General features: G+C 58.3%; 21 protein-coding genes. 12 read left to right on the plus strand and 9 right to left on the minus strand.

The genetic code is table 11. From position 1 onward, the window contains the following. The first annotated feature begins 5 nt into the window (after nt 1-5). Genes BFL40_RS19095 through BFL40_RS19120 form a run of 6 tightly spaced genes read left to right on the plus strand, consistent with a single transcriptional unit; the run spans nt 6 to nt 4,324 of the window. Nucleotides 6-704, plus strand: a complete 699-nt coding sequence (locus BFL40_RS19095; RefSeq protein WP_071485406.1) for a PspA/IM30 family protein — start codon at nt 6-8, stop codon at nt 702-704. A gap of 58 nt (nt 705-762) precedes the next feature. Continuing rightward, entirely contained in the window at nt 763-1,329 is a 567-nt protein-coding gene (locus BFL40_RS19100) for a rhomboid family intramembrane serine protease (protein WP_071485407.1), read from the plus strand. Continuing rightward, entirely contained in the window at nt 1,316-1,978 is a 663-nt protein-coding gene (locus BFL40_RS19105; protein WP_071485408.1) for a DUF2491 family protein, read from the plus strand. The genes BFL40_RS19100 and BFL40_RS19105 overlap by 14 nt, the downstream gene beginning before the upstream one ends. Nucleotides 1,979-1,993: 15 nt before the next feature. Beyond that, the gene (locus tag BFL40_RS19110) at nt 1,994-2,422 is read left to right on the plus strand and encodes a DUF350 domain-containing protein (RefSeq protein ID WP_071485409.1); all 429 of its coding nucleotides are present in this window, start codon (nt 1,994-1,996) and stop codon (nt 2,420-2,422) included. Nucleotides 2,423-2,440: 18 nt separating this feature from the next. Beyond that, nucleotides 2,441-3,154 carry a DUF1190 domain-containing protein gene (locus tag BFL40_RS19115; protein ID WP_071485410.1) on the plus strand — a complete coding sequence of 238 codons (714 nt, stop codon included), beginning with the start codon at nt 2,441-2,443 and terminating at the stop codon, nt 3,152-3,154. A gap of 12 nt (nt 3,155-3,166) precedes the next feature. Beyond that, a complete protein-coding gene (locus BFL40_RS19120) occupies nt 3,167-4,324 on the plus strand; it encodes a glutathionylspermidine synthase family protein (protein WP_071485411.1) in 1,158 nt (385 codons plus the stop codon). Between the two features lie 295 nt (nt 4,325-4,619). Here BFL40_RS19120 and BFL40_RS19130 read toward each other — a convergent pair whose 3' ends face one another. The 9 genes from BFL40_RS19130 to exaC all read right to left on the minus strand — a co-directional run bounded on the left by BFL40_RS19130 (nt 4,620) and on the right by exaC (nt 14,004). After that, on the minus strand, nt 4,620-5,390 hold the full coding sequence (locus tag BFL40_RS19130; RefSeq protein WP_071485413.1) for a LexA family transcriptional regulator: 771 nt from the start codon (nt 5,388-5,390) through the stop codon (nt 4,620-4,622). A 214-nt stretch (nt 5,391-5,604) separates the two neighbouring features. Further along, nucleotides 5,605-6,132 (minus strand): inorganic diphosphatase, encoded by a 528-nt coding sequence (gene ppa / locus BFL40_RS19135; RefSeq protein WP_003237090.1) that lies wholly within the window; start codon nt 6,130-6,132, stop codon nt 5,605-5,607. A 108-nt stretch (nt 6,133-6,240) separates the two neighbouring features. Beyond that, nucleotides 6,241-7,056, minus strand: a complete 816-nt coding sequence (locus BFL40_RS19140) for a M90 family metallopeptidase (RefSeq protein ID WP_071485414.1) — start codon at nt 7,054-7,056, stop codon at nt 6,241-6,243. A gap of 6 nt (nt 7,057-7,062) precedes the next feature. Next, nucleotides 7,063-7,719, minus strand: a complete 657-nt coding sequence (locus BFL40_RS19145) for a DedA family protein (RefSeq protein WP_071485415.1) — start codon at nt 7,717-7,719, stop codon at nt 7,063-7,065. A 315-nt stretch (nt 7,720-8,034) separates the two neighbouring features. Next, nucleotides 8,035-8,493: a GNAT family N-acetyltransferase gene (locus BFL40_RS19150; RefSeq protein ID WP_071485416.1), complete on the minus strand. Its 459-nt coding sequence runs from the start codon at nt 8,491-8,493 to the stop codon at nt 8,035-8,037. An 89-nt stretch (nt 8,494-8,582) separates the two neighbouring features. Beyond that, on the minus strand, nt 8,583-9,419 hold the full coding sequence (eutC, locus tag BFL40_RS19155) for an ethanolamine ammonia-lyase subunit EutC (protein ID WP_071485417.1): 837 nt from the start codon (nt 9,417-9,419) through the stop codon (nt 8,583-8,585). Next, complete coding sequence (locus tag BFL40_RS19160) at nt 9,416-10,810, minus strand: ethanolamine ammonia-lyase subunit EutB (protein WP_071485418.1); 1,395 nt, start codon at nt 10,808-10,810, stop codon at nt 9,416-9,418. Before BFL40_RS19160 ends, eutC begins: the two co-directional genes overlap by 4 nt. Before the next feature lie 53 nt (nt 10,811-10,863). Beyond that, nucleotides 10,864-12,297: an ethanolamine permease gene (eat, locus tag BFL40_RS19165; protein WP_071485419.1), complete on the minus strand. Its 1,434-nt coding sequence runs from the start codon at nt 12,295-12,297 to the stop codon at nt 10,864-10,866. Nucleotides 12,298-12,483: 186 nt separating this feature from the next. Beyond that, nucleotides 12,484-14,004: an acetaldehyde dehydrogenase ExaC gene (gene exaC / locus BFL40_RS19170; RefSeq protein WP_071485420.1), complete on the minus strand. Its 1,521-nt coding sequence runs from the start codon at nt 14,002-14,004 to the stop codon at nt 12,484-12,486. A 273-nt stretch (nt 14,005-14,277) separates the two neighbouring features. Here exaC and BFL40_RS19175 point away from each other — a divergent pair, with 273 nt between their 5' ends. The 6 genes from BFL40_RS19175 (at nt 14,278) to BFL40_RS19205 (ending at nt 22,649) form a co-directional block, all read left to right on the plus strand. Then, nucleotides 14,278-16,188, plus strand: coding sequence for a sigma-54-dependent Fis family transcriptional regulator (locus BFL40_RS19175; RefSeq protein ID WP_071485421.1), 1,911 nt, complete (start codon nt 14,278-14,280; stop codon nt 16,186-16,188). A 400-nt stretch (nt 16,189-16,588) separates the two neighbouring features. Beyond that, entirely contained in the window at nt 16,589-19,846 is a 3,258-nt protein-coding gene (locus BFL40_RS19180) for a hypothetical protein (RefSeq protein WP_071485422.1), read from the plus strand. 195 nt (nt 19,847-20,041) lie between these two features. Further along, nucleotides 20,042-20,368, plus strand: coding sequence for a hypothetical protein (locus BFL40_RS19190; protein WP_071485424.1), 327 nt, complete (start codon nt 20,042-20,044; stop codon nt 20,366-20,368). Nucleotides 20,369-20,396: 28 nt separating this feature from the next. After that, nucleotides 20,397-21,746, plus strand: a complete 1,350-nt coding sequence (mpl, locus tag BFL40_RS19195; RefSeq protein ID WP_071485425.1) for a UDP-N-acetylmuramate:L-alanyl-gamma-D-glutamyl-meso-diaminopimelate ligase — start codon at nt 20,397-20,399, stop codon at nt 21,744-21,746. Then, on the plus strand, nt 21,743-22,372 hold the full coding sequence (gene ubiX, locus BFL40_RS19200) for a flavin prenyltransferase UbiX (RefSeq protein ID WP_071485426.1): 630 nt from the start codon (nt 21,743-21,745) through the stop codon (nt 22,370-22,372). Before mpl ends, ubiX begins: the two co-directional genes overlap by 4 nt. After that, nucleotides 22,365-22,649, plus strand: a complete 285-nt coding sequence (locus BFL40_RS19205; protein WP_071485427.1) for a YceK/YidQ family lipoprotein — start codon at nt 22,365-22,367, stop codon at nt 22,647-22,649. Before ubiX ends, BFL40_RS19205 begins: the two co-directional genes overlap by 8 nt. Nucleotides 22,650-22,674 lie beyond the last annotated feature (25 nt).

A 22,674-nucleotide genomic window follows, 5' to 3' on the forward strand; every position in this document is an offset into this window, starting at 1 on the left:
ATCCAATGACTCAGTCCATCTGGAGTAAATTGTTCACCGCGCTGCGTGGCGGTGCCAGCGAAGTCGGCGAATCGATCGTCGACCAACAAGCCCTGCGCATCCTTGACCAGGAAATTCGCGATGCTGACACTGCGCTGGCCAACGCCAAGCGCGAACTGGTCAGCATCATGGCCAAGCACAAACTGGCGGCTGATCGCGTCAGCGAATACGACGCCAAGATCAAAGACCTGGAGTCCAAGGCGATGGCCGCTATCCAGGCCAATCGTGAAGACCTGGCCCTGGAAGTGGCTGAAGCCATTTCGACCCTGACCAACGAACGCGACGTCGAGCAAAAGCAGACCACCGAATTCGGTGGGTACGCTGAAAGCATGCGCAAAGACATCACCAAGGCCGAAAGCCGGATCAAAAGCCTGCGCCAGCAAGTGGACATGGCCAAGGCGCGCGAAAGCGTACAGAAGGCCCAGGTCAGCGCTTCCATCGCCAGTGGCGGTGCCAATGGCAAGCTGGAAACCGCAGTCGGTACGCTGAACCGTTTGCAGGCCAAGCAGCAGCAACGCGCCGCTGAACTGCAAGCCCAGGACGAACTGGCCGAGGCATCCACCGGTACCGACCTGGAGCGCAAGCTGCGCGAAGCCGGCATCACGCCGGATACAGGCAGCGCCAATGCGATTCTGGAACGCCTGAAGCAAAAGTCGGCCGAGTAAACAACGCTGCAACAGGAAGGGCCTATTCTCGGCCCTTTCTTTTTACGTCGAGGTCAGGATGGACGCCCTCAAGGGTTTCAAGACAATCGCAGGCCTGGCCCTGTTGATGGTCGCACTGCAACTGTTCAATGTGGCGACCGGCTACAGTCTCATGGCATTCGGCCTGATCCCGAGAACGGTGCAGGGGTTGTTCGGCATCCTCACTTCACCGTTTTTGCATGGGTCTTTTGCTCACCTGAGCGCGAACCTGATCGCCTTTTTGGTCCTGGGCACCCTGGTAATCATCGAAGGGTTCAACCGTTTCATCAGCGTCAGCGCGATCATTATCCTGCTGGGCGGCGCGCTGGTTTGGCTGTTCGGTTTTTCCGGCGTACACATCGGTGCCAGTGGCTGGGTATTCGGGCTGTGGGCCTACCTGTTGTCGCGCGCCTGGTTCCACAGGAGTTGGGGCAACCTGATCACCGCCGGTGTTGTGGCGCTACTCTATGGCGGTTTGGTCCTGGGCTTCCTGCCGCGTCAGGGTGTTTCCTTCGAGGGGCATCTGTTTGGTGCGTTCGCCGGGTTTATTGCCGCCAAGGTACTTCTCTCCACCCGCCTCAAGGAGCGTTCTAATGGGATGGTTTAAACAGTTGATGGGGCTTGAGGCCCCGCAAGCGAATACCGAATCGAAATTGACCCTGCCGGTCACCGGACCTTTGGGCCTGGCACCGGGTAAAGGCGTGATGTTCGACGCGACCCTGAAATTGTTGCTCGATGATAAAACCTCGGTGGTGATCCCCAGCTCCCAGGAAATCTGGAGCAACGGCACCGTTGACCTCGGGCAGTCGACCTGGCTGTCGCGCTACTACATGAACGATGAAGATTACTGGTTGCAGGTGCACACCACGGGCGACATCGCCGGGCAGGTCGAGTCGGTGATCCTGTTCAATTACTTAAGCTACGTCACCCTCAGCAGTGAGGCGGAACTGCGTCGGCTGGCGGGCCCACAGAGTCTGATCGGGCTGCCGACTTACACCCACAACGGTGTCGAATACGCCCGCGTTTGGGGAAGCGAGAATGGTCAGACAGAATTAGTGGCGATGAGCGAACAGGTGATAAATCCCGAGGACTCCTACACCGTCGAGCACCGTTCGATGCTGTATGCCCGAGAAACAGGCCTGACCGATCGCCGAGAGTTTCTGCTGTTTTCCGTCGAAGAAGATGCTGAAGGCACCATCAGCCTCAGCACGTCGCTGGGCATTTCGCTGTACACAACCGACTTGAATGCGCTCTAAAAAAGGAAGAAACCCATGCTAGAAGCTCTCTCCATCTCCCTGAACAAAGCGGCCGTGTTCGGGTTTGTCACCTACCTGTTGGGGGCTGCCGTGCTGTTCGGCCTGTTCCAGTTCATCTACACCCGCATCACCCCGCATAAAGAGTTCGAACTGATCCGTTCGGGCAACGTTGCGGCTGCGGTGGCGCTGGGCGGTGCGATCATCGGTTTCGCCATTCCGGCCAGCAATGTGATTGCCTACTCGATCAGCATCCTCGACTTCGTCGTCTGGGCGGTGATCGCTGCCGTCGTCCAACTGTTGGCGTTTCTGCTGACCAGCCTGGTGCTCAAAGGCACGTCCGAGCGCATCAAGAACGGCGAGCTCGCGGCCGGCATCTACGTGGCCGCCGTGGCCATCAGCGTCGGCATGTTGAACGCCGCGTGCATGACGCCTACCCAGAACTGATCTCGCACGGAGCTCCCGATGAAACGAAGCAAGTACGTCCAGCTGTCGCTGGCTGCGTCGGTCGCGATGGCGATATCCGGCTGCGGGCCGACGGAAAAAACCTACGATTTGCAGAAGAAGTACAACTTCCAGTCTGTTCAGCAGTGTGCCGATGAAAAACTTCCGGTGGACGTCTGCTCGGACGCCTACATGACGGCCATGGCCGAGCATCGCCGTATTGCTCCGGTGTACGACAACCAGGCCGATTGCGATGCTGACTTTGTCGCCGACTGGTGCCAGCAGGACTCCACCGGCAAGTTCATCCCCAAGCTCGGCGGTTTCGAACTGACCGCCGCAGGCCAGGTGACCCAATCCCAGGTCGACGCTGCCAACGCTCAAGTGCCTGGCGCACAAGCGAGCAGTGGAGGCTCAGGCTTCTCCACCGGCAGCCTGCTGACCGGGCTGCTGATCGGCAACATGCTGAGCAACAATCGCAACAGCTACCGCTCCGAACCGGTGTATCGCTACCGCGATGATCGCGGCAGTTACGGTTCCTCAACGCTCAATCAGCGGGTGTCGAATGGCGCGACATTTGGTCGCTCGAACCAGGCCAGGTACGGCAGCAGCAATTATTCGAACACGCTGCGCTCCTCCAGCAAACCAGTGTCCGTTGCGTCCTCCACCTCTCGTGGCGGTTTCGGCAGCAAGGCCAGCGCACGCAGCGGCTGGGGCGGCGGCGGGTCGAGCAGTTAAGGAAACCGGGCCATGAAGAAAATCCATTGTGCAGAGCGTCATGACTGGAAACAGACCGCCGACAGCCTCGGCTTTTTGTTCCACACCATCGACGACGAACCCTACTGGGACGAGAGCGCGTATTACCAGTTCACGCTCAAGCAAATCGAGCACGACCTCGAAGACCCGACCACCGAGATCCATGACATGTGCATGGACCTCGTGGCCCGCGTGGTCCAAAGCGAAGAACTGCTGGAACGCCTGAGCATCCCCGCGCCGTTCTTCGACATGATTCGCACCTCATGGCTCGAAGGCCACCCGCACCTGTACGGGCGCATGGACTTCTCCTACAACGGCACCGGGCCCGCCAAGTTGCTCGAACTCAACTACGACACCCCGACCAGCCTGTACGAGGCGGCCGCGTTTCAGTGGGGCTGGCTGGAGCAGTGCATCGAACGCGGGTTGCTGCCCAAGCACGCCGACCAGTTCAACAGCATCGACACCAAACTGCATCAGGCCTTCGCGCAATTGCAGGTCAACCAGCCGTTCTACTTCGCCTCGATGAAAGACTCGATCGAAGACAAAGGCACCACCGACTACCTGCGCCTCGTCGCCGAAAAAGTCGGCATCGAATCACGTCACATCGACATCGAAGACATCGGCCTGACCGCCGAAGGCCGCTTCGTTGACCTGGAAGATCGCTGGATTCCGCACCTGTTCAAACTGCACGCCTGGGAGTTCATCTTCCACGAGCCTTTTGGTGCTGCGATTGCCGAGAGTGACACGCAGTTTTTTGAGCCTGCGTGGAAATCCATCATCTCCAACAAAGGCATCCTGCCGCTGTTGTGGGAGCTCAACAAAGGCCACCCGAACTTGCTCGCATCCCACCTGGATACCGACCCAGGTAAAGCCGTGCCGAAGGGCTGGGTGCGCAAGCCGTTCTTCTCGCGGGAAGGGGCGAACATCGAGCTGCAAACGGCTGACGGGCTGATCGTGAAAGAGGACGGGCCCTATACGGATGCGCCGTTTATCCTTCAGGAGTTTGCGCCGCTGCCGCGGTTTGGGGACAGCTATACGCTGATTGGGTCGTGGGTGATTGGTGACCAGGCAGCGGGGATAGGGGTGCGGGAGGACAATAGTTTGATTACCAAGGATTCGAGCCGGTTTTTGCCGCACTTGATTCTGGATTGAGACAGTCCGTCTTGGTCAGGGATGACCGAACACGACTTGACAGATTGTCTGAGAACTCGCGCCTCGAATAGGACAGGATTGTTCTAGACATTAAAAAGCCGGCTTGTGGCCGGCTTCTCGGGGACTGCTTCAGCTTGTTTTTGACAAACCTCACCAGCCTTCAAATCGCTCAGCCCACATTGCGTCAGGCTGAATAAAAGGGGCATCAGCGGGAACTCCTCCGCATCGCCGGACAGGGTGAATAGCCTGAAGCCACCCCCTGCCAAATGTGGGCCGCATGATACCCACATTCACCTCAAATGCCCACCTCCGGATCCGATTTAGAGCCTTCCCAACCCAACAGATGCTCATCCAGCGGCACCGGTCGGCGGTTGTTCAACGTAGACCACCAGAACACCCACCCCACGATCTGGAAGTTCTGTTCGAAGCGTTGCTCGTGAGTGAGGTATTCGTCCGGATGTTCGCTGGCGTTGTGGCTGCGCATACGCAAACCACCACCCGGTCGGTTGTAGAGGTATTTGATGCGCAACATGCCGTCGTGTTCGACGGCGTAAATTTCGCCGTCGATGATTTGGGTGCGGCCGCTGTCGATGCCGAGAGTGGCGCCTTGCTGGATGATGTCGGTCATGCTGTTGTCGACCATGTAGGCGCCTACTGCGCGGTCGGGGTTTACGTTTAAGGTTTTGAGGGTGTGCAGGGAGACGCGCACGCGCTCGACGGAGGTGAAGGTGGGGTGGAGGGGAATCTCCACGTCGGTTTTTTCTGGAGGGCAGGGTGGGCCGGTGAGGTATTTACCTGCGTCCTCGCGGATGGGGATTACGTTCCTTGTGTCGTGGCCTTCGAGCAGGAAGTTGGCCGGTGGATGTTTAGGGCCTTCGCCGGTGCGTAGCCAACGGCTGGAGATGCACAGCAGTTCTGCGATCTCGTTGAGTCGGCCCATGGGCACGCCGCGTTTGAACCAGTTGTTCACGTGTTGAGGCGTGACGCCGCGGTTCTTGGCGAAGTCGGAGGCGGAAAGATGAACTTCCCGTAGGAGTGCTTTTAGTCGATCACCTGATGTATTCATAAACGCAGAGTTTACTGGCCGGGAAAACACATCAAATAAACCATGCGTTGAATCGCGCGCGTAGGAGTTTGCTTAGTTGTAGCCTGATTTGTCAGATTTAAAACTTAGTTGAACGCTGAGTATTAAGTATTGAACTTGGCGTTTAATTTTTCCCACAAAAAAAGCCCCGAATGATCGGGGCTTTTTTGATTGCCAGGGCAATGAGGAGCGGTTATCAGCCTTTGTAGGCTGCAACCGATTTCATGATCTCGGCGCGGGCGGCGTCTGCGTTGCCCCAGCCTTCGATTTTCACCCATTTGCCTTTTTCGAGGTCTTTGTAGTTCTCGAAGAAGTGCTTGATCTGTTCCAGTAGCAGTGGCGGCAGGTCGGTGTATTCCTTCACGTCCACGTACAGCTGGGACAGCTTGTCGTGGGGTACCGCGATCACTTTGGCATCGCCGCCGCCGTCGTCGGTCATGTTCAGGATGCCGACTGGACGTGCGCGGATAACCGAGCCTGGGGTAACCGGGTAAGGGGTTACAACCAGCACGTCGAGGGGGTCACCGTCGTCAGCCAGGGTGTTTGGGATGAAACCGTAGTTGGCCGGGTAGAACATCGGGGTGGCCATGAAACGGTCAACGAACAGGCAGTCGCTGTCTTTGTCGATTTCGTATTTGATCGGCGCGTGGTTGGCCGGAATTTCGATGGCGACGTAGATGTCGTTCGGCAGGTCTTTGCCAGCCGGAATCTTGCTGTAGCTCATTGGGCGATGCCCCCGTAGTTGACCATTGAACATGGCCGGATTGGCCTAAAAGTGGCGGCGATTATAGGCATATTCTGACGCCGATGCCATGCGCCGGACGTCGTAAGGTCATTCGCCTTGCGGCGGGTAGCGCGGGTCGTGTGCTTGCAGTTGGGTCAGGCGTGCCAAGGGATCCTGGCGATAAAAGAGGCTCAATTGCGCGTACACCTGTGGATAAATGCTGACCAGTAAATCCGGGGCACTGAAAAAGTATTCGCTGGTGACGGCAAAGAATTCCGCCGGGTTTTCGGCGGCGTAGGGGTCGATCTCGGTTTCGACGTCCGGGTTGGCGTCCAGCTGGCGATTGAGGTCGTCATAGGCGCCTTGCATTACGCTGGCCCATTCCTGCACACGCATGTCGTGGTGCAGCGGTGGCAGCCCGTTGGCGTCGCCATTCAGCATGTCGAGTTTGTGCGCCAGCTCGTGAATGACCAGGTTGTAGCCTTCCCAATTGCCACTGGCCAGCACGCCCGGCCAGGCGAGGATCACCGGGCCTTGTTGCCAGGCTTCGCCGCTGTGTTCGCCGTCCCATTCGTGTTCGACGCCGCTGGCATCGCGATGGCGCTGCGGGCTGAGGAAGTCGTCGGGGTACAACACGATTTCGTGGAAACCCTGGTACCAGTCGAGGTCGCCAAGGTTCATCAACGGCAATTGCGCCTGTGCGGCGAGCAGCAGGCGTTGTTCCTGGTGCAGTTCGACGCCGGGCAGGGCGGTGAGGTGTTTTTCGTTGAGGAACACCACGCAGGCTTCGCGCAACCACTGGTCCTGCTCGGCGCTGATACCGTCGAGGAAGGTCAGGTGGTGGCGCACCCGTTGCCAGGTGTCATCGGCAATCGGGTGCTTGGCCAACAGGCGCCGGCGACGCCAGGCGCTGAGGGACCACATTGCAGATTACTGCGGCTTGGCTTCGGAGGACGCACGGCCAAAGCGGCTGCGGAGCACACCGATGATCATCGGCACCAGGGACAGCAGGATGATGAATACCACCAGCAGTGACAGGTTTTTCTTGATGAATGGCACGTTGCCGAAGAAGTAACCCAAGGTCACCAGGCCGCCGACCCAGATAATGGTGCCGAACACGCTGAACCCGAAGAAGCGCGGGTAAGGCATTTTGGCGATGCCGGCGACGAACGGTGCGAAAGTACGCAGGATCGGCAGGAAGCGCGCCAGGGTCACAGTTTTGCCGCCGTGCTTGTCGTAGAAATCGTGGGTTTTTTGCAGGTAGTCGCGGCGGAAGATCTTCGAGTTCGGGTTGCTGAACAAGCGTTCTCCGGCCGTTCGCCCGATCACATAGTTGGTACTGTCCCCGAGGATCGCCGCCAGCATCAACAGGCCGCCCAGCAATACCGGGTCCATGCCGCCGCCTGCGGCAACTGCACCGGCGATAAACAGCAACGAATCACCCGGCAGGAACGGCATGACCACAAGGCCGGTTTCGCAAAAAATGACCAGGAATAGAATGGCGTAGATCCACACACCGTAGTTTTTCACCAGCATGTCGAGATACACGTCGAGATGCAGGATAAGGTCGAGCGGGTTGAAATCCATGAATGGCACCTGTGTGAATGGCCCGGCTCAGCAGGCCAGTGCGGGGGGCTACGGGTAAGTTAGGCTACAAGCGTATGTCGTGATTCTTACAATCCTAAGAGGTCCGCATTATACGGATTGGCAAGTGAAAAGCGTGTTGGTTTTGTAGCGGGGGATGTCGCAAGTTTGCAGCGCGTCAGATCGCCAGTTCTCATGGGTCAAACTGTGGTCGCTGGCTTGCCTGCGATAGCGGCGTGTCAGCTAATGCATGATTTCCTGGCCCACCGCTATCGCAGGCAAGCCAGCTCTCACAGGGGATTTGTGGTGTTTTGGAGGTCAGTCCTCACTGATCGGCAACACGTAGCTCTTGAACTCGGTGTCCTCGCGAAAGCCGATGGACTCGTAAGTCTTCTGTGCCACTGCGTTGTCACTGCTGGTCGACACCCGTAGCCGCACCGCGTGGGTTTCCTTGGCCATTTTCTTCGCGGTGCGCATCAGGTTATCCGCCACCAATTGCCGACGCGCATCTTCGGCCACATAGATGTCGTTGAGGATCCACACCCGTTTAAGTGACAGCGAGGAGAAGCTTGGGTACAGCTGGCAAAACCCAAGCAGCTTCTTGTCGTCATCATCCGCCAGGGCCAGGTAAATCACCGACTCCTTGCGCCGTAGGCGCTTCTCCAGGAAAGCCCGCGACGAGTCCGGGAACGGCAAAGCGCCATAAAACTCGCGGTATTTGACGAACAGCGGGGTCAATAGGTCCAGGTGTTCCAGGGTCGCTTGAGTAATCCGCATGCCAGGCCTCAACTTCCAAAGGGGGAATGACCACACAAGCGGCCGTGACTCGATGCTGCCAAACGGCGCTAAAAAGCGCAATCACGCAGCTATCGGTCATCCGGTGGGCTGAGCAGGAAATTACCTTTCATCAGGTCAGGATCATCTGATTCGATCGTCTGAACCTGCGCTTCGTCCTTGAGATTGACTCCCGACAGTTGCCGGCGACACGCCTCTCTCATCAAGTAAAGCAGGCGATGCGCCGCCATGCCGTAGCTCAGGCCTTCCAGGCGTACATTGGAGATACAGTTGCGATAGGCGTCGGTGAGACCGACCTTGGGGTTGTAGGTGAAATACAGCCCCAGACTGTCTGGTGAACTGAGCCCCGGCCGTTCGCCGATCAGGATCACCACCATTTTGGCGCCCAGCAACTGGCCAACTTCATCGGCCACTGCCACACGGCCCTGTTCCACCAGGATCACCGGCGACAAAGACCACCCTTCGGCGTGGGTCTGTTCCTCCATCCGTGTGAGAAACGGCAGCGTGTGTTTATGCACGGCCAGCGCCGAGAGGCCATCGGCCACCACCACGGCCAGGTCCACACCGCCAGGATTGGCCGCCGCGTAGTCGCGCAGGCTTTGCGCCGACTCATCACTCAAGCGCCTCCCCAGATCCGGGCGTTGCAGGTAGCTATGCCGGTCAATGGCGGCGCTGTGCAGTAAGAGGCTGTTGCGACCGAGTTCGGCCAGTTGGCTGCTGAGGCCCGCGTGGTCGAAGGGCAGGTGCACGGCGTCCCGCGCTTGGGCGTGTGCAAACTGGAAGTCCAGTTGCGCGCTGGTGGGGATGCTGGTGCCGGTGCGGCCCAGTGCAATACGCGCCGGGGTGAGACGGCGCAGTTCCAGCCATGGGTTTTCAGGTAGGTCGAGTTGCACAGGCGGCTCCTTCATCCCAATTGCGCCAAGGCGTGGCGAAACGCTGGAGGCAGACTATTGCCAAAGTGCACCTTGCCGTCGGCTTGCGTGAAGATGCCCATTTTCGCCAGCCACTGTTCAAACTCCGGCGCCGGCTTTAAACCCAAGGTCTGGCGGGCGTACAAGGCGTCGTGGAACGAGGTGGTCTGGTAATTGAGCATGATGTCGTCGGAGCCGGGGATGCCCATGATGAAGTTAATCCCGGCCACGCCCAGCAGGGTCAGCAGGGTGTCCATGTCGTCCTGGTCAGCCTCGGCGTGGTTGGTGTAGCAGATGTCACACCCCATCGGCACGCCCAGCAATTTGCCGCAAAAGTGGTCTTCCAGGCCGGCGCGGATGATCTGCTTGCCGTTGTACAGGTACTCGGGGCCGATAAAACCGACCACCGTGTTCACCAAAAACGGTTTGAAATGCCGGGCTACCGCATAGGCGCGGGTTTCGCAGGTTTGCTGGTCGACGCCAAAGTGCGCGTTGGCCGACAGCGCGCTGCCCTGGCCGGTTTCGAAATACATCAGGTTCTGGCCCAAGGTCCCGCGGTTGAGGCTCAAACCCGCGTCATAACCTTCCTGCAGCACGCTCAGGCTGATGCCGAAACTGGCGTTGGCTGCTTCGGTGCCGGCAATCGACTGAAACACCAGGTCCAGCGGCACACCACGGTTGATGGCTTCGATGGAGGTGGTGACGTGGGTCAGCACACAGGCCTGGGTCGGGATTTCGTAGCGCTGGATAATCGCGTCGAGCATCTCCAGCATGGCGCAGATTGAGGCGATGCTGTCGGTGGCCGGGTTGATGCCGATCATGGCGTCGCCGTTGCCGTAGAGCAGTCCGTCGAGAATGCTTGCGGCGATGCCTGCCGGTTCGTCCGTCGGGTGGTTGGGCTGCAGGCGGGTCGACAGGCGCCCGCGCAGGCCCATGGTGCCGCGAAACTGCGTGACCACGCGGATCTTCTGCGCCACCAGCACCAAGTCCTGCACGCGCATGATCTTCGAGACGGCCGCGGCCATTTCCGGTGTCAGCCCTGGCGCCAGGGCGCGTAGGGTGTATTCGTCGGCGGCGTCGCTGAGCAGCCAATCGCGCAGGCCGCCGACGGTCAGATGGCTGACCACGGCAAACGCCTGTTTATCGTGGGTATCGATGATCAGCCGGGTGACTTCGTCGCTTTCGTAGGGGATCAGCACTTCTTCCAGAAAATGCTTGAGCGGGATATTCGCCAACGCCATTTGCGCCGCCACCCGCTCGCCGTCGTTCTGCGCGGCCACACCGGCGAGGAAATCCCCGGAGCGTGCGGGGCTGGCCTTGGCCATCACGTCCTTGAGGCTGTCAAAGCGGTAGGTCATTGCACCCACCGCGTGGGAAAAGCTTGCCATACAGTGTCTCCTTGGCGACGCGGGCAAGGCGCCCGCGTCGAGGTTTACGGCAGTTAGTGCAAGGCGGCCTCTGCGGCCTGGATCGCCGCGAATTCTTCTTCGGGCGTGCCTGCTACCAAGTGATGCCGGCTGTAGAAAGCAAAGTAAGCAATTAATACTCCATAGATGATCGCGGCGCCAATCACGACCCGTGGATCCACCAAAAAGCCTGCCACTACGGCCACGCAGGCCAGTACCAAGGCAATGCCTGAGGTGAAAATGCCACCCGGTGTGCGGTACGGACGGTCCATTTTGGGGCGACGGATGCGCAACGTGATGTGCGCGGCCATCATCAGCACGTAGGAAATGGTCGCGCCAAACACGGCGACCAGAATCAGCAAATCGCCTTGGCCAGTCAGCGACAGGCCGAAACCGATAATGCCGGGGATCACCAGTGCCAGCACCGGTGCCTTGCTTTTGTTGGTCTGGGACAGTTTGCGTGGCAGGTAGCCTGCGCGAGACAGCGCAAAGATCTGCCGCGAATAGGCGTAGATAATCGAGAAAAAGCTCGCGATCAATCCCGCCAGGCCCACCAGATTGACGAAGCTGCCCATCCAGGTTGAACCGCCGTAGGACAACGCCAGTGCTTCAACCAGCGGATTGCCCGATTTGATCAATGCGTAAGTCCCCGCGCCACCCGGTGCGATCACCAGAATCAGCAGGGCAAAACTGGTGAGCACCACAATAGCGCCGATCAAACCGCGGGGCAGGTCGCGTTTGGGGTTCTTGGTCTCTTCGGCTGCCAGCGGCACGCCTTCTACCGCGAGGAAAAACCAGATGGCATAGGGAATAGCCGCCCACACGCCGACGTAGCCGAACGGCAGGAAGGTGCTGGCGCCCTTGGCCTCGGTCACCGGGATATCCAGCAAGTTGGCGACGTTGAAGTGCGGCACCATCGACACCAGGAACACGCCCAAGGCAATGGCCGCGACGGCGGTAATCACAAACATCAGCTTTAAGGCTTCACCCACGCCAAAGATGTGGATGCCGATAAAGATGATGTAGAACGCCAGGTAAATCATCCAGCCGCCAATGCCGAACAACGACTCGCAATAAGCACCGATAAACACCGCGATAGCGGCGGGGGCGATGGCGTATTCGATGAGGATGGCGGTGCCCGTCAGGAACCCGCCCCAGGGGCCGAAAGCGCTGCGGGCAAAACCGTAGCCGCCGCCGGCGGTTGGGATCATTGAAGACAGTTCGGCCAGGGAAAAACACATGCACAGGTACATGGTGGCCATCAGCAACGTGGCGAGGAACATGCCGCCCCAGCCACCTTGGGCCAAGCCGAAGTTCCAGCCGGCGTAGTCGCCGGAGATGACGTAGGCAACGCCAAGGCCGACTAAAAGCACCCAGCCGGCGGCGCCTTTTTTCAGTTCGCGTTGTTGGAAGTAGTCGGTGCCGACTTTTTCGAAGTCGACAGAAGAGCCAGTGGGTTCGCTAGGCATGGGAAAGTACCTTCCATTCTTATTATTTTATGCAACGAGTGAGATCGTTCCCTCGCTCTGCGTGGGAATGCCGCCCCGGACGCTCCGCGTCCCGATGCCTGCGCAGAATTCAAGTCCTGCGCAAGGTGGCGCGGAGCGTCACGGGATGCATTCCCACGCAGAGCGTGGGAACGAGCAGTGGGTGAGTTAGAAGAACCCGAGCGGATTAATGTCGTAGCTCACCAGCAAGTTCTTGGTCTGCTGGTAGTGATCCAACATCATCTTGTGCGTTTCACGGCCTACGCCGGACTTCTTGTAACCGCCAAACGCGGCATGCGCCGGGTACAGGTGGTAGCAGTTGGTCCATACGCGGCCCGCTTTGATCGCGCGGCCCATGCGATAGGCGCGGTTAATGTCGCGGGTCCATACACCGGCGCCGAGGCCGAACTCGGTGTCGTTGGCAATCGCCAGGGCTTCGGCTTCGTCCTTGAAGGTGGTGATGCTCACCACAGGGCCGAAGATTTCTTCCTGGAACACGCGCATTTCGTTGGTGCCCTTGAGCAGGGTCGGCTGGATGTAATAGCCGCCAGCCATATCGCCCGTGAGTTTCTCAACCTTGCCGCCGGTCAGCAGTTGCGCGCCTTCGCCCTTGGCGATTTCCAGGTAGGACAGGATTTTGTCGAACTGCTGTTCCGAGGCTTGGGCGCCGACCATGGTGTCGGTGTCCAGCGGGTCGCCGCGTTTGATCTGCTCGACCTTCTTCATCACCACTTTCATGAAGTCGTCGTAGATCGACTCTTCCACGAGCGCGCGGGATGGGCAGGTGCACACTTCGCCTTGGTTGAAGAACGCCAGCACCAAGCCTTCAGCGGCTTTCTCGATAAACGAGGGTTCGGCTTTCATGATGTCGGCGAAGAAGATGTTCGGCGATTTGCCGCCCAGCTCAACGGTGGACGGAATAATGTTCTCGGCCGCCGCGTGCATGATGTGCGAGCCCACCGGGGTGGAGCCGGTGAAGGCGATCTTGGCGATGCGCTTGCTGGTGGCCAGGGCTTCACCGGCTTCTCTGCCGAAACCGTGCACCACGTTCAGCACGCCCGGCGGCAGCAGGTCGCCGATCAGTTCCAGCAGCACGTTGATGCCCAGCGGGGTTTGCTCGGCGGGCTTGAGCACCACGCAGTTACCGGCAGCCAGGGCTGGCGCGAGTTTCCACGCGGCCATCAACAGCGGGAAGTTCCACGGGATGATCTGGCCCACCACGCCCAGCGGCTCGTGGAAGTGATAGGACGCAGTGTGTTCGTTGATCTCGGCGCTGGTGCCTTCCTGGGCGCGGATGCAGCCGGCGAAGTAGCGGAAGTGGTCGGCAGCGAGGGGGATGTCGGCGTTGAGAGTCTCACGCACGGCCTTGCCGTTGTCCCAGGTTTCGGTGATGGCCAGCAGTTCGAGGTTCTGTTCGATGCGGTCGGCGATTTTCAGCAGCACCAGCGAGCGATCCTGGGCCGAGGTCTTGCCCCAGGCGTCAGCGGCGGCATGGGCGGCGTCGAGCGCTTTGTCGATGTCTTTGGCAGTGGAGCGCGGGAATTCGGCGATAGGCTTGCCGTTGACCGGCGAGGTGTTGGTGAAATAGTTGCCGTCGACCGGTGCAACGAATTCGCCACCGATGTAGTTGCCGTACTTGGCCTTGAACGAAACGATCGCGCCTTCAGTACCGGGGTGTGCGTAACGCATGGTGGGTATCTCCTGGCTCTTATGTTTATTGGGAGTGCAGCGCAGCAAGCGCATATAAAGCGTAGAGCAAAGGTTGGGCCACTGCGTTGCAAGCCAGGTAAATCAAGGGGTTGGGGTTTGTTGCAAGGCGTTGCTGTAGCACTGCTGATACAGCGAGAGTGACAGTTTGTGCCATAAACGGTACAGCCAATGACTGATGGGTCGAGTCGGGATTGCAATGGTAGGGTGGCTGGGGGATGCTGGCCGTTCTCACGCAGGGAGAATAATAAGAATATGCAAAACGATCATTTCAGCCGCCATGCCCAGCAAGTCTTGACCGTCACGCGCGGGCAGGACCTTTCCCAGGGCCCCGGCAGCGACCCTTCCATCGCCCGCTCCTGGCTGCGTTGCCTGGAGGACTATCACCTCGACCCCGCGCTGACTATCGCCCCCACCGTGCTCGAACACGGGCGCCTGCTGGAAAGCCGCGAACGCCTGCAACAAGTGCTGCACATCGCCGGCAGCGAGATGAACAGCCTGCACCAGCAGCTCTCTGGCGCCGGTCACGCGGTACTGCTGACCGACGCGCGCGGAGTGATCCTCAACTGTGTCACCGCGCCGTCCGAACGCAAGATTTTCGAGCGCGCGGGGCTGTGGCTGGGCGCTGACTGGAGCGAGGCGTGCGAAGGCACCAACGGCATTGGCACCTGCCTGGTGGAACGCCAGTCCCTGACGATTCATCGCGATGAACACTTTCGTGGCCGCCATACAGGGCTGACCTGTTCGGCGAGCCCGGTGTTCGACCCCCACGGTGAACTGTTGGCCGTGCTGGACGTGTCATCGGCGCGCGAAGCGGTGTCGCGTCAGAGCCAGTTCCACACCATGGCGCTGGTGAACCTGTCGGCGAAGATGATCGAGAGTTGTTACTTCCTGCGCCATTTTGAAAACCACTGGCTGCTGCGCTTTCATCTGCAAGCCGAGTCGGTGGGGTTGTTCAGCGAAGGGCTGCTGGCGTTTGACGGCGACGGGCGGATCTGTGCGGTCAACCAGAGTGCGCTGAACCTGCTGGGGCAAGTTTGTGGCGGGTTGCTGGGGCAGCCGGTGGAGGCGTTTTTCGACTGCTCCCTCGACCAGTTGCTCGGCCGCGCCAGCGCCAACGCGACGGCCAGTTGGCCGCTGCGAACCCGTGATGGCCGGCATTTATTCGCGGCACTGCGTGGTCAGGCACGCAGCCTGCCGCCGCCGCCGCCGGCCAAGCTTGAGGTGTCACGCCTGCCTGGTATTTGTCTGGGCGACCCCGCGCTGCAAAATGATTTTCGTAAGGCGCTGAAGGTGTTCGAGCGCGACGTGCCGCTGCTGATCAACGGCGAAACCGGCTGCGGCAAAGAGGCTTTCGCCAAGGCCGTGCACCAGGCCAGCCAACGTGCCAGCAAGCCTTTCGTCGCCCTCAACTGCGCCGCCATCCCCGAAAACCTGATTGAAAGCGAGTTGTTCGGCTATCGCGGCGGCAGCTTTACCGGCGCGCTTAAAGAGGGCATGCGCGGCAAATTACAACAGGCCGACGGTGGCACTTTGTTTCTCGACGAAATTGGCGACATGCCTTTCGCATTACAAACTCGTCTTTTAAGGGTGCTGGAAGATCGCATGGTGGTGCCTATCGGCGGGGCACCGCAGGCGGTGGACGTCAGAATCATCAGCGCCACCCACCGCAATTTGCTTGAGCGCGTTCAGGCCGGCAGCTTTCGCGAGGATTTGTATTACCGGCTCAATGGTTTGGAGGTGGCGCTGCCGGCGCTGCGTGAGCGCACTGACAAGGCTCAATTGCTGGATTTCATACTGGGCCAGGAGTCTGCTGGGCAGCCAGTCACAGTCGACGTGGCGGCACGAGAGGCGCTGCTCGCTTACGCCTGGCCGGGCAATGTGCGGCAATTGCGCATGGTCTTGCGCACGCTGGTGGCGTTGGCTGAGGGCGACCGAGTTGCTTTGGGTGATCTGCCGGCAAATGTACGTACTCCGAGCCTCGTGCCTGCCACACCTGTTGATGTTTCGCCCCTGGACGAGGCAGAACGTAAAACCCTGCTGACTGCACTTGAACAGCAGCGTTGGCATATAACCCGTACGGCGCAACTGCTGGCGGTCAGCCGTAACACGCTGTACCGCAAGTTGCGCAAGTATGGGATTGTTGCGTCTGAGCGTCATCATTAGTGGGTATATAGGAAAGTGCTTAAAAGTTAATCTGGTTTCAATAGGCGTTCGCTATAGGGTTGTTAGTTATATTCAATCGATATAACGCCTTCATGGCTTAGTAGCTCTGGAACTACTTCGGTGACGAAGGCCACGTAATAGTTGAACGTCGGAGGACGTCTTTCTTCAATGTCGGACATTGTCTGGTTAGTTTACTGGTCAGCTGGTTCGTGCGCATTTTATAAGGGAATTGATTTAGCTCACCAGTTTGGGGTGTTCGAGAAATGGTCGTGGAGTTTGGCGCTCGTTTCTATTAACTGAGCGTTAACTTTTATCGGCTCTATATAGCGTTGTCCGCTTTTTGCACTGTGCACTTCGTGCGATGGCGGGCCGTTCATCGAAACTGTGATAGAGATAAAATATGACCGTGAATACTATAAACGTAGTGGGCTTTGGCTCGGCAAAAAATGCTGCTCCTCAAGCGAACGATAACGTGAACAGTGCGCCGTCTGCCAGGAGTGAGAGTATTTCACCGGCGGATACCGAGGCTTCTCGAGCGGCGGCTGATGCCCGATTGCAGCAAACTTATTTAGCGCAGCCTTCATCAGGCGCACGCCTGTCGGTTCCGGCAGAGTCTACATTGGGGCGCTGGCTGGAGGCACTGAGCGGAGCCGTCAACTCTTCGGTGTTCAAGCGCCTGGAACAAGTGTTTGGAGGCAAGGGGGCATTTACTCATATTGACCACACGAAGGGTGAGATCTGGTTCGACAGCGGGTATAAAAAGATAAACATGGACTCCCCAGAGCTAAACGATCTACCGGGTGGTAAAGCGCTGTTTGAAAACTTGATGGTGATTGCCAGAAAGCTAGCGCCTTCTGGCGTTTTCAGCCGCCATGACGCTTATACATTGGGCGCGCTCGGCAAGGACACAGTTGATTCGAACATGGTTCAACAGTTTTTATATGGCCCAGGCCCGAAGGCATTGCCTGACAGCCATGTACCTGCCGATATTTTGAGCCAAACCGGCGAAGCCGAAACGCGGCATAACCTGCTCGCCGCTTTGAAGAAGCACATTGAGACGCCTGGTACGAAGTCAGACATGGAATCCATCGCCGTGGAGGTCGCGCCGCACTCCGTCTATTGGCGCGCAGATCAGCCGCAACCCTTCACGATGAACCTCAAACAACTGATAACGGCCTACGGTTTGTTCGCCCCAACGACCCTGGAAGCACTGGCCAATCTGGAGCGCGTATTGTTCGCTCCGTCGTTGTCGGTGCCAAGTGCAGGTGACTATGGCGGGTTGCTGAGTAAAGGCGTGCCATTAAGCGAAGACGCTCAGAAAAAAATAATCGAAACCGTCAGCACCTGGAAGGTCGGTCAAACTCAGGTGCCGCTGGGCGCAGGAGGCAAGGTTGTAAACCTTTTCGATTATCTAAAACGCTCGGTTCCGGAGTCGCTGAGGGGGCTGGCCGACAGCAATCCACAGGCGTTTCTCAACGCCATGATCGATACCCCTCAAGCCCGCGCGCTGGGTAAGCAACTGCAGGAGGCGATTGGCGCCTTGCCCACCGCTACCAGTGCCCAGGAAGCATTGCTTGCGGCGCTCGTGCTGGAGGTCGACCCAGCAGGGGGGCTGGACCGCAATAATCTGGCCGGCTATAACCTGCGCCAGCAAGACAATAAGGGCAGATCGCCGGCCGAAATTGCCAAACGTTTTGAAGCGCACCTACAGGGGCCACTCAGCCCAGAAATGGCGAAAGTCGCGGCTTTCCAATTACTGGCCATGGCAGCGCCGGAGTTTTTGGTCAAAGGCATGCCTGACACATTGGTGTATGGCACCCTGCCATGGGCCGCGTTCAGCGCGGGAATATCCCTCCGCGAACAGGAGCTTCCAGGCTCGACAGTCGGGCAGACCTACAATCAGATCAGACAACGTGATGTCCTGGAACCTGTTACAGCGGAACAAGAATACCAGTCGAAAGTTGCCGCACTGCAATCAGTGATCGACTGGGGTATCGCCAACGGCGTTATCAAGGAAAACAGCGAGGGCTATAGCGATGAAGTCATCGAGAAGGCTTCCGCTGCCATGCAAAAGCTGGCTGAAAGTACGGTGGAAACCCTCAAACAGGTTGCAGCGGCTGTGCCAACCCGTCGGGAACTGGCATTGGCAGAACTAACCAAAGTTTACGGCACAGAAAACGCGCATCTGTTTGAGAAAAAAATCATAATGCAGCGCAGTGGTTATAACCGTAAAGATACGTCACTGTTGGACCTTTATATGTCTGGCAAACTTTATCGTGTCTGGGCTTCGAAAGATCCTGCCTTCCCAACGTCGAAACTCTTGGCAGGTCTCAGCCAGTTGCCTAAAATAAAAGAAGTATTTGAGCAGGCCTTTGACGATCATACCGACAGCTTTGGCAAGGCTGCAGGTGCATTGCTCCAACATCAAATCTTGCAGTTGCCGGATGAAGACCGGAAGAGGTTCGAGCTCGGCCAGGTGAGTATGATGCATGTGGGAGAATCTTCTAGTTCGGAATTTCCGAAAGGCAGTGAAGATCACCCCTTGTTTAAGCATTTTGGACGGGGCGCGGTTCTTATTGATACGGTGTTGAATGGTGAATCCGTTAGTTATGTATATTCGCCGATATTGGGGAAAATTCTCAAGCAGGGCGAATATATTTCCGGCGTCCCTGAAGGGTGGCGTATACGGCGCGGTAAACGCCCCGAGGATCCACTCTGGGGTGTGGAGGTGGGTGGTAAATTTTTTGGTTTAAAAGCACATTGGGCGGGAAGCAGAACTCTTCCGGCTTCTAAATCCGATATTCTGCCCTCGGGGCTGACGTCATCGGAAAGGATCAAAGAGATAGGTGGCATCATTAGCCTTAATTACAAAGCGGCTATAGAAGAATTCAGAGAGGCGGCCAAGGGTGAAACCGACTTAGAAAAAACACGCCGGAAACAACAGGCGTTCCAGGGTTTTGTGTTAAGCCTTGTACCTTTTCACGACTTTATAAAAAGTATAGTTATAGGTGATAAGCACGAAGCGGTCGTTAATGGGCTTTTTGATTTTGTTGGTTTGATTTTGCCAGGTCTTAAAGGAGGCGCTGGCGCCGTCAAGTTGGGCGTCGGCGCGACTACCAACGCGTTGAAATTTGTTAAAGAATTTGCCAAGGCAGGGCTCAAGGCGGCTAATCCGGTGGGAAGTATTTATGATGCGGGGAGTGGTTTATTCAAATTGGGTAAAACCGCCATTAAAACGCTGCCGACCGTTAAGCTTCCGTCGTTTGATTTTGACAGCCTGCGTTCTATGTCCGGCCGCAGCGGCAGCTGGAATATTCCCCATGGTGGATACAAGCAGACGATCGCTGAAGGTACTTACCGACCATTAGGTGAGGATGGCAGTGTCATTTCCGTTGTGGCGTCGCAAAAAGATGGCAAATGGTTTGCCCTTGACCCTAATACCCTGACGCCCTACGGCCCCGAGTTGAAAAAATTCACACCCATTACCGTAAAAGAACTGGATGATCTTCGTCTGGACGTTGGTTCTTCAATAAAGACTGTCGATGGTGTAAAAAGCTACATAGACGAACAGGGAAGCGTTCCGTCTGGCCAGTCACTACCCCCCCAGCCTGCCAAGGCGCCGGAAGCCGAAGGCGAGCAAAAAAGCAACGCTGCCTAAGTAGGTAGGATTGCCAGAGCGGCCTGAAGAGTGGCGATCATCAAGACATATGCACGATCGCCACTGTCGGTACTCGTCAGTTCAAACGGCCCGTTGAAGCGCTGGCCTATCGTCATTGCGAACGTGTTATACGCCGCGCAGTGAATTGTTCCGCGGAACGAAAAATGGAAGTTGGCCAAAGAAGAGTCCTGGCGTTTGAGCAAGCTGGAAAAGCTACTGCACATCTCGGAACGGCACCTGAAAAAAACCACTCGGCAGAACGGGATTGTGTTCAAGCCTTATAAGCCTGGTGAGCCCATTCCCGAGGACGTGAAAGGGCGTCTTGAACGGATGGAAGAGAAACTGGAGCGAATGACTGAGTCTTACGAGAAGTTGCGAGTCTTCGTAGCGATCAAACAAAGCGAGCAAGAGGAAAGGCCCCAATCACTGCCTGACACAACCCGTGGCCGAACGGCATGCATCGGTGCATGTCGCTCGGCCACTGGCCGCATAAAGGGTGCGATTTCCCCCTCCCTGCGCTAACCTGCCTCGATGTTTTACGAGGTCGACTATGCACATTCATATTCTCGGTATTTGCGGCACATTCATGGGCTCGATGGCGGTTCTGGCCAAAGAGCTGGGCCATCACGTCACTGGCTCCGACGCCAACGTTTACCCACCCATGAGCACGCAACTGCAAGCCCAGGGCATTGAACTGACCCAAGGCTACGACCCTTCACAATTCGACCCTGTGCCGGATCTGGTGGTCATCGGCAACGCCATGGTGCGTGGTAACCCGGCAGTCGAATACGTACTCAATAAAGGTTTGCCTTATGTCTCCGGCCCACAGTGGCTGGCCGACCATGTGCTGCAAGGCCGCTGGGTACTGGCGGTCGCCGGCACCCACGGCAAGACCACCACCAGCAGCATGCTGGCCTGGGTGCTTGAGCATGCGGGCATGAGCCCTGGCTTCCTGATCGGCGGCGTGCCGCAAAACTTCTCGGTGTCGGCGCGCCTGGGCGATACGCCGTTCTTTGTGATTGAAGCGGATGAATACGACAGCGCCTTCTTCGACAAACGCTCCAAGTTCGTTCACTACCGTCCACGCACGGCGATCCTGAACAATCTTGAGTTCGATCACGCTGACATCTTCCCTGACCTGCCGGCCATCGAGCGCCAGTTCCACCACTTGGTGCGCACCATTCCAAGTGAAGGCCTGGTCATCCATCCGACCACCGAGCCTGCTTTGCAGCGTGTGATCGACATGGGCTGCTGGACCCCGGTGCAAACCACCGGTGCGGGCGGGCAGTGGCAGGTCAAGTTGCTCAGTGAAGACGGTTCCAGGTTTGAAGTGCTGTTTGAAGGCGAAGCGCAAGGCATTGTCGAGTGGGACATGACCGGTCAGCACAACGTCGCCAACGCCTTGGTCACCCTGGCCGCCGCGCGGCACGTTGGCGTGGTGCCCTCCATGGGCATCGCGGCATTGAGCGCGTTCAAAAGTGTGAAACGCCGCATGGAAAAAGTGGCCGACGTGAATGGGATTACCATCTACGACGACTTTGCCCACCACCCGACGGCGATTGCCACCACGCTGGATGGCTTGCGCAAGCGGGTTGGTGATGCTCAGATCATCGCGATTGTCGAACCGCGCTCCAACTCCATGAAGCTTGGCGCGCACCGTGATGGCCTGCCGGAAAGCGTCAACGACGCCGACCAAGTGGTCTGGTATGCGCCCGTCAATCTCGGCTGGGACCTGCCGGCGATTGCCGCGTTGTGCACGGTGCCCTCGATCGTGTGTGACACCATCGAAGGCATTATTGAGCACGTCAAACATCAGGCCAAACCTGGCACCCATGTGGTTGTGATGAGCAACGGCGGGTTCGGTGGCCTCCATGGCAAATTGGCTGAGGCGCTGAAATGAGCGGACCGGAACGCGTCACCCTGGCGATGACTGGCGCATCCGGTGCGCCGTATGGCTTGCGCCTGCTGGATTGTCTAGTGCGCGAGGACCGCGAGGTGCACTTCCTGATCTCCAAGGCGGCGCAGTTGGTGCTGGCTACCGAGACGGATGTCGCGCTCCCCGCCAAGGTGCAGATGATGCAGGCCTTCCTGACCGAGTACACCGGTGCGGCGGCAGGGCAGATCAGGGTTTACGGTAAAGAGGATTGGATGTCGCCTGTGGCTTCCGGCTCCGGTGCGCCGGCGGCGATGGTGGTGGTGCCGTGTTCCACTGGCACCTTGTCGGCGATTGCGACGGGTGCCTGCAACAACCTGATCGAGCGTGCGGCGGACGTGACCTTGAAAGAGCGTCGCCAGTTGATCCTGGTACCGCGCGAGGCGCCGTATTCGAGTATTCACCTGGAGCACATGCTCAAGCTGTCGAACATGGGTGTGACCATCTTGCCGGCGTCTCCCGGCTTCTATCACCAGCCGCAGACCATCGATGACCTGGTGGATTTTGTGGTGGCGCGCATTCTCAATCTGCTGAATATCCCGCAGGACATGCTGCCGCGTTGGGGCGAGCACCATTTGAGCAGCGATGAATAAGGCGCTACTGGTGGTGTTGGCGCTGCAACTGACGGGCTGCGCCACTGCTCGCACACTGGATGCAGCGCAGCCCGGCGCGCCGGTGGTGTATGCCGGTACGCGGCTGGATTTGTATGCGATTAATGGAGGCTGCTGCGCCAAGGATCGTTTTGGCGTCGAGGCGCCGAGCTATCCGCATGTCGACCTGCCGGCCAGTGCCGTACTCGACACGCTGCTGTTGCCGCTGTCGGTGTTGACGGTGTTGGGGGTTGGGTTTAACGCCACAGGCGGGCTCTAGCACCGACCTTAGATCGTTCCCACGC

Source organism: Pseudomonas costantinii (assembly GCF_001870435.1).
GTDB classification, from domain to species: domain Bacteria; phylum Pseudomonadota; class Gammaproteobacteria; order Pseudomonadales; family Pseudomonadaceae; genus Aquipseudomonas; species Aquipseudomonas costantinii.

Bases quoted from the DNA above. Each gene is read 5' to 3' on its own strand.
- BFL40_RS19110 (WP_071485409.1), top strand. From the start codon at position 1,994: ATGCTAGAAGCTCTCTCCATCTCCCTGAACAAAGCGGCCGTGTTCGGG.
- BFL40_RS19120 (WP_071485411.1), top strand. From the start codon at position 3,167: ATGAAGAAAATCCATTGTGCAGAGCGTCATGACTGGAAACAGACCGCC.
- exaC (WP_071485420.1), bottom strand. From the start codon at position 14,004: ATGCGTTACGCACACCCCGGTACTGAAGGCGCGATCGTTTCGTTCAAG.
- BFL40_RS19160 (WP_071485418.1), bottom strand. From the start codon at position 10,810: ATGGCAAGCTTTTCCCACGCGGTGGGTGCAATGACCTACCGCTTTGAC.
- BFL40_RS19115 (WP_071485410.1), top strand. From the start codon at position 2,441: ATGAAACGAAGCAAGTACGTCCAGCTGTCGCTGGCTGCGTCGGTCGCG.
- eutC (WP_071485417.1), bottom strand. From the start codon at position 9,419: ATGAAGGAGCCGCCTGTGCAACTCGACCTACCTGAAAACCCATGGCTG.
- BFL40_RS19150 (WP_071485416.1), bottom strand. From the start codon at position 8,493: ATGCGGATTACTCAAGCGACCCTGGAACACCTGGACCTATTGACCCCG.
- ppa (WP_003237090.1), bottom strand. From the start codon at position 6,132: ATGAGCTACAGCAAGATTCCGGCTGGCAAAGACCTGCCGAACGACATC.
- BFL40_RS19105 (WP_071485408.1), top strand. From the start codon at position 1,316: ATGGGATGGTTTAAACAGTTGATGGGGCTTGAGGCCCCGCAAGCGAAT.
- mpl (WP_071485425.1), top strand. From the start codon at position 20,397: ATGCACATTCATATTCTCGGTATTTGCGGCACATTCATGGGCTCGATG.
- BFL40_RS19130 (WP_071485413.1), bottom strand. From the start codon at position 5,390: ATGAATACATCAGGTGATCGACTAAAAGCACTCCTACGGGAAGTTCAT.
- BFL40_RS19205 (WP_071485427.1), top strand. From the start codon at position 22,365: ATGAATAAGGCGCTACTGGTGGTGTTGGCGCTGCAACTGACGGGCTGC.
- BFL40_RS19145 (WP_071485415.1), bottom strand. From the start codon at position 7,719: ATGGATTTCAACCCGCTCGACCTTATCCTGCATCTCGACGTGTATCTC.
- BFL40_RS19100 (WP_071485407.1), top strand. From the start codon at position 763: ATGGACGCCCTCAAGGGTTTCAAGACAATCGCAGGCCTGGCCCTGTTG.
- BFL40_RS19175 (WP_071485421.1), top strand. From the start codon at position 14,278: ATGCAAAACGATCATTTCAGCCGCCATGCCCAGCAAGTCTTGACCGTC.
- BFL40_RS19140 (WP_071485414.1), bottom strand. From the start codon at position 7,056: ATGTGGTCCCTCAGCGCCTGGCGTCGCCGGCGCCTGTTGGCCAAGCAC.
- BFL40_RS19095 (WP_071485406.1), top strand. From the start codon at position 6: ATGACTCAGTCCATCTGGAGTAAATTGTTCACCGCGCTGCGTGGCGGT.
- BFL40_RS19180 (WP_071485422.1), top strand. From the start codon at position 16,589: ATGACCGTGAATACTATAAACGTAGTGGGCTTTGGCTCGGCAAAAAAT.
- eat (WP_071485419.1), bottom strand. From the start codon at position 12,297: ATGCCTAGCGAACCCACTGGCTCTTCTGTCGACTTCGAAAAAGTCGGC.
- ubiX (WP_071485426.1), top strand. From the start codon at position 21,743: ATGAGCGGACCGGAACGCGTCACCCTGGCGATGACTGGCGCATCCGGT.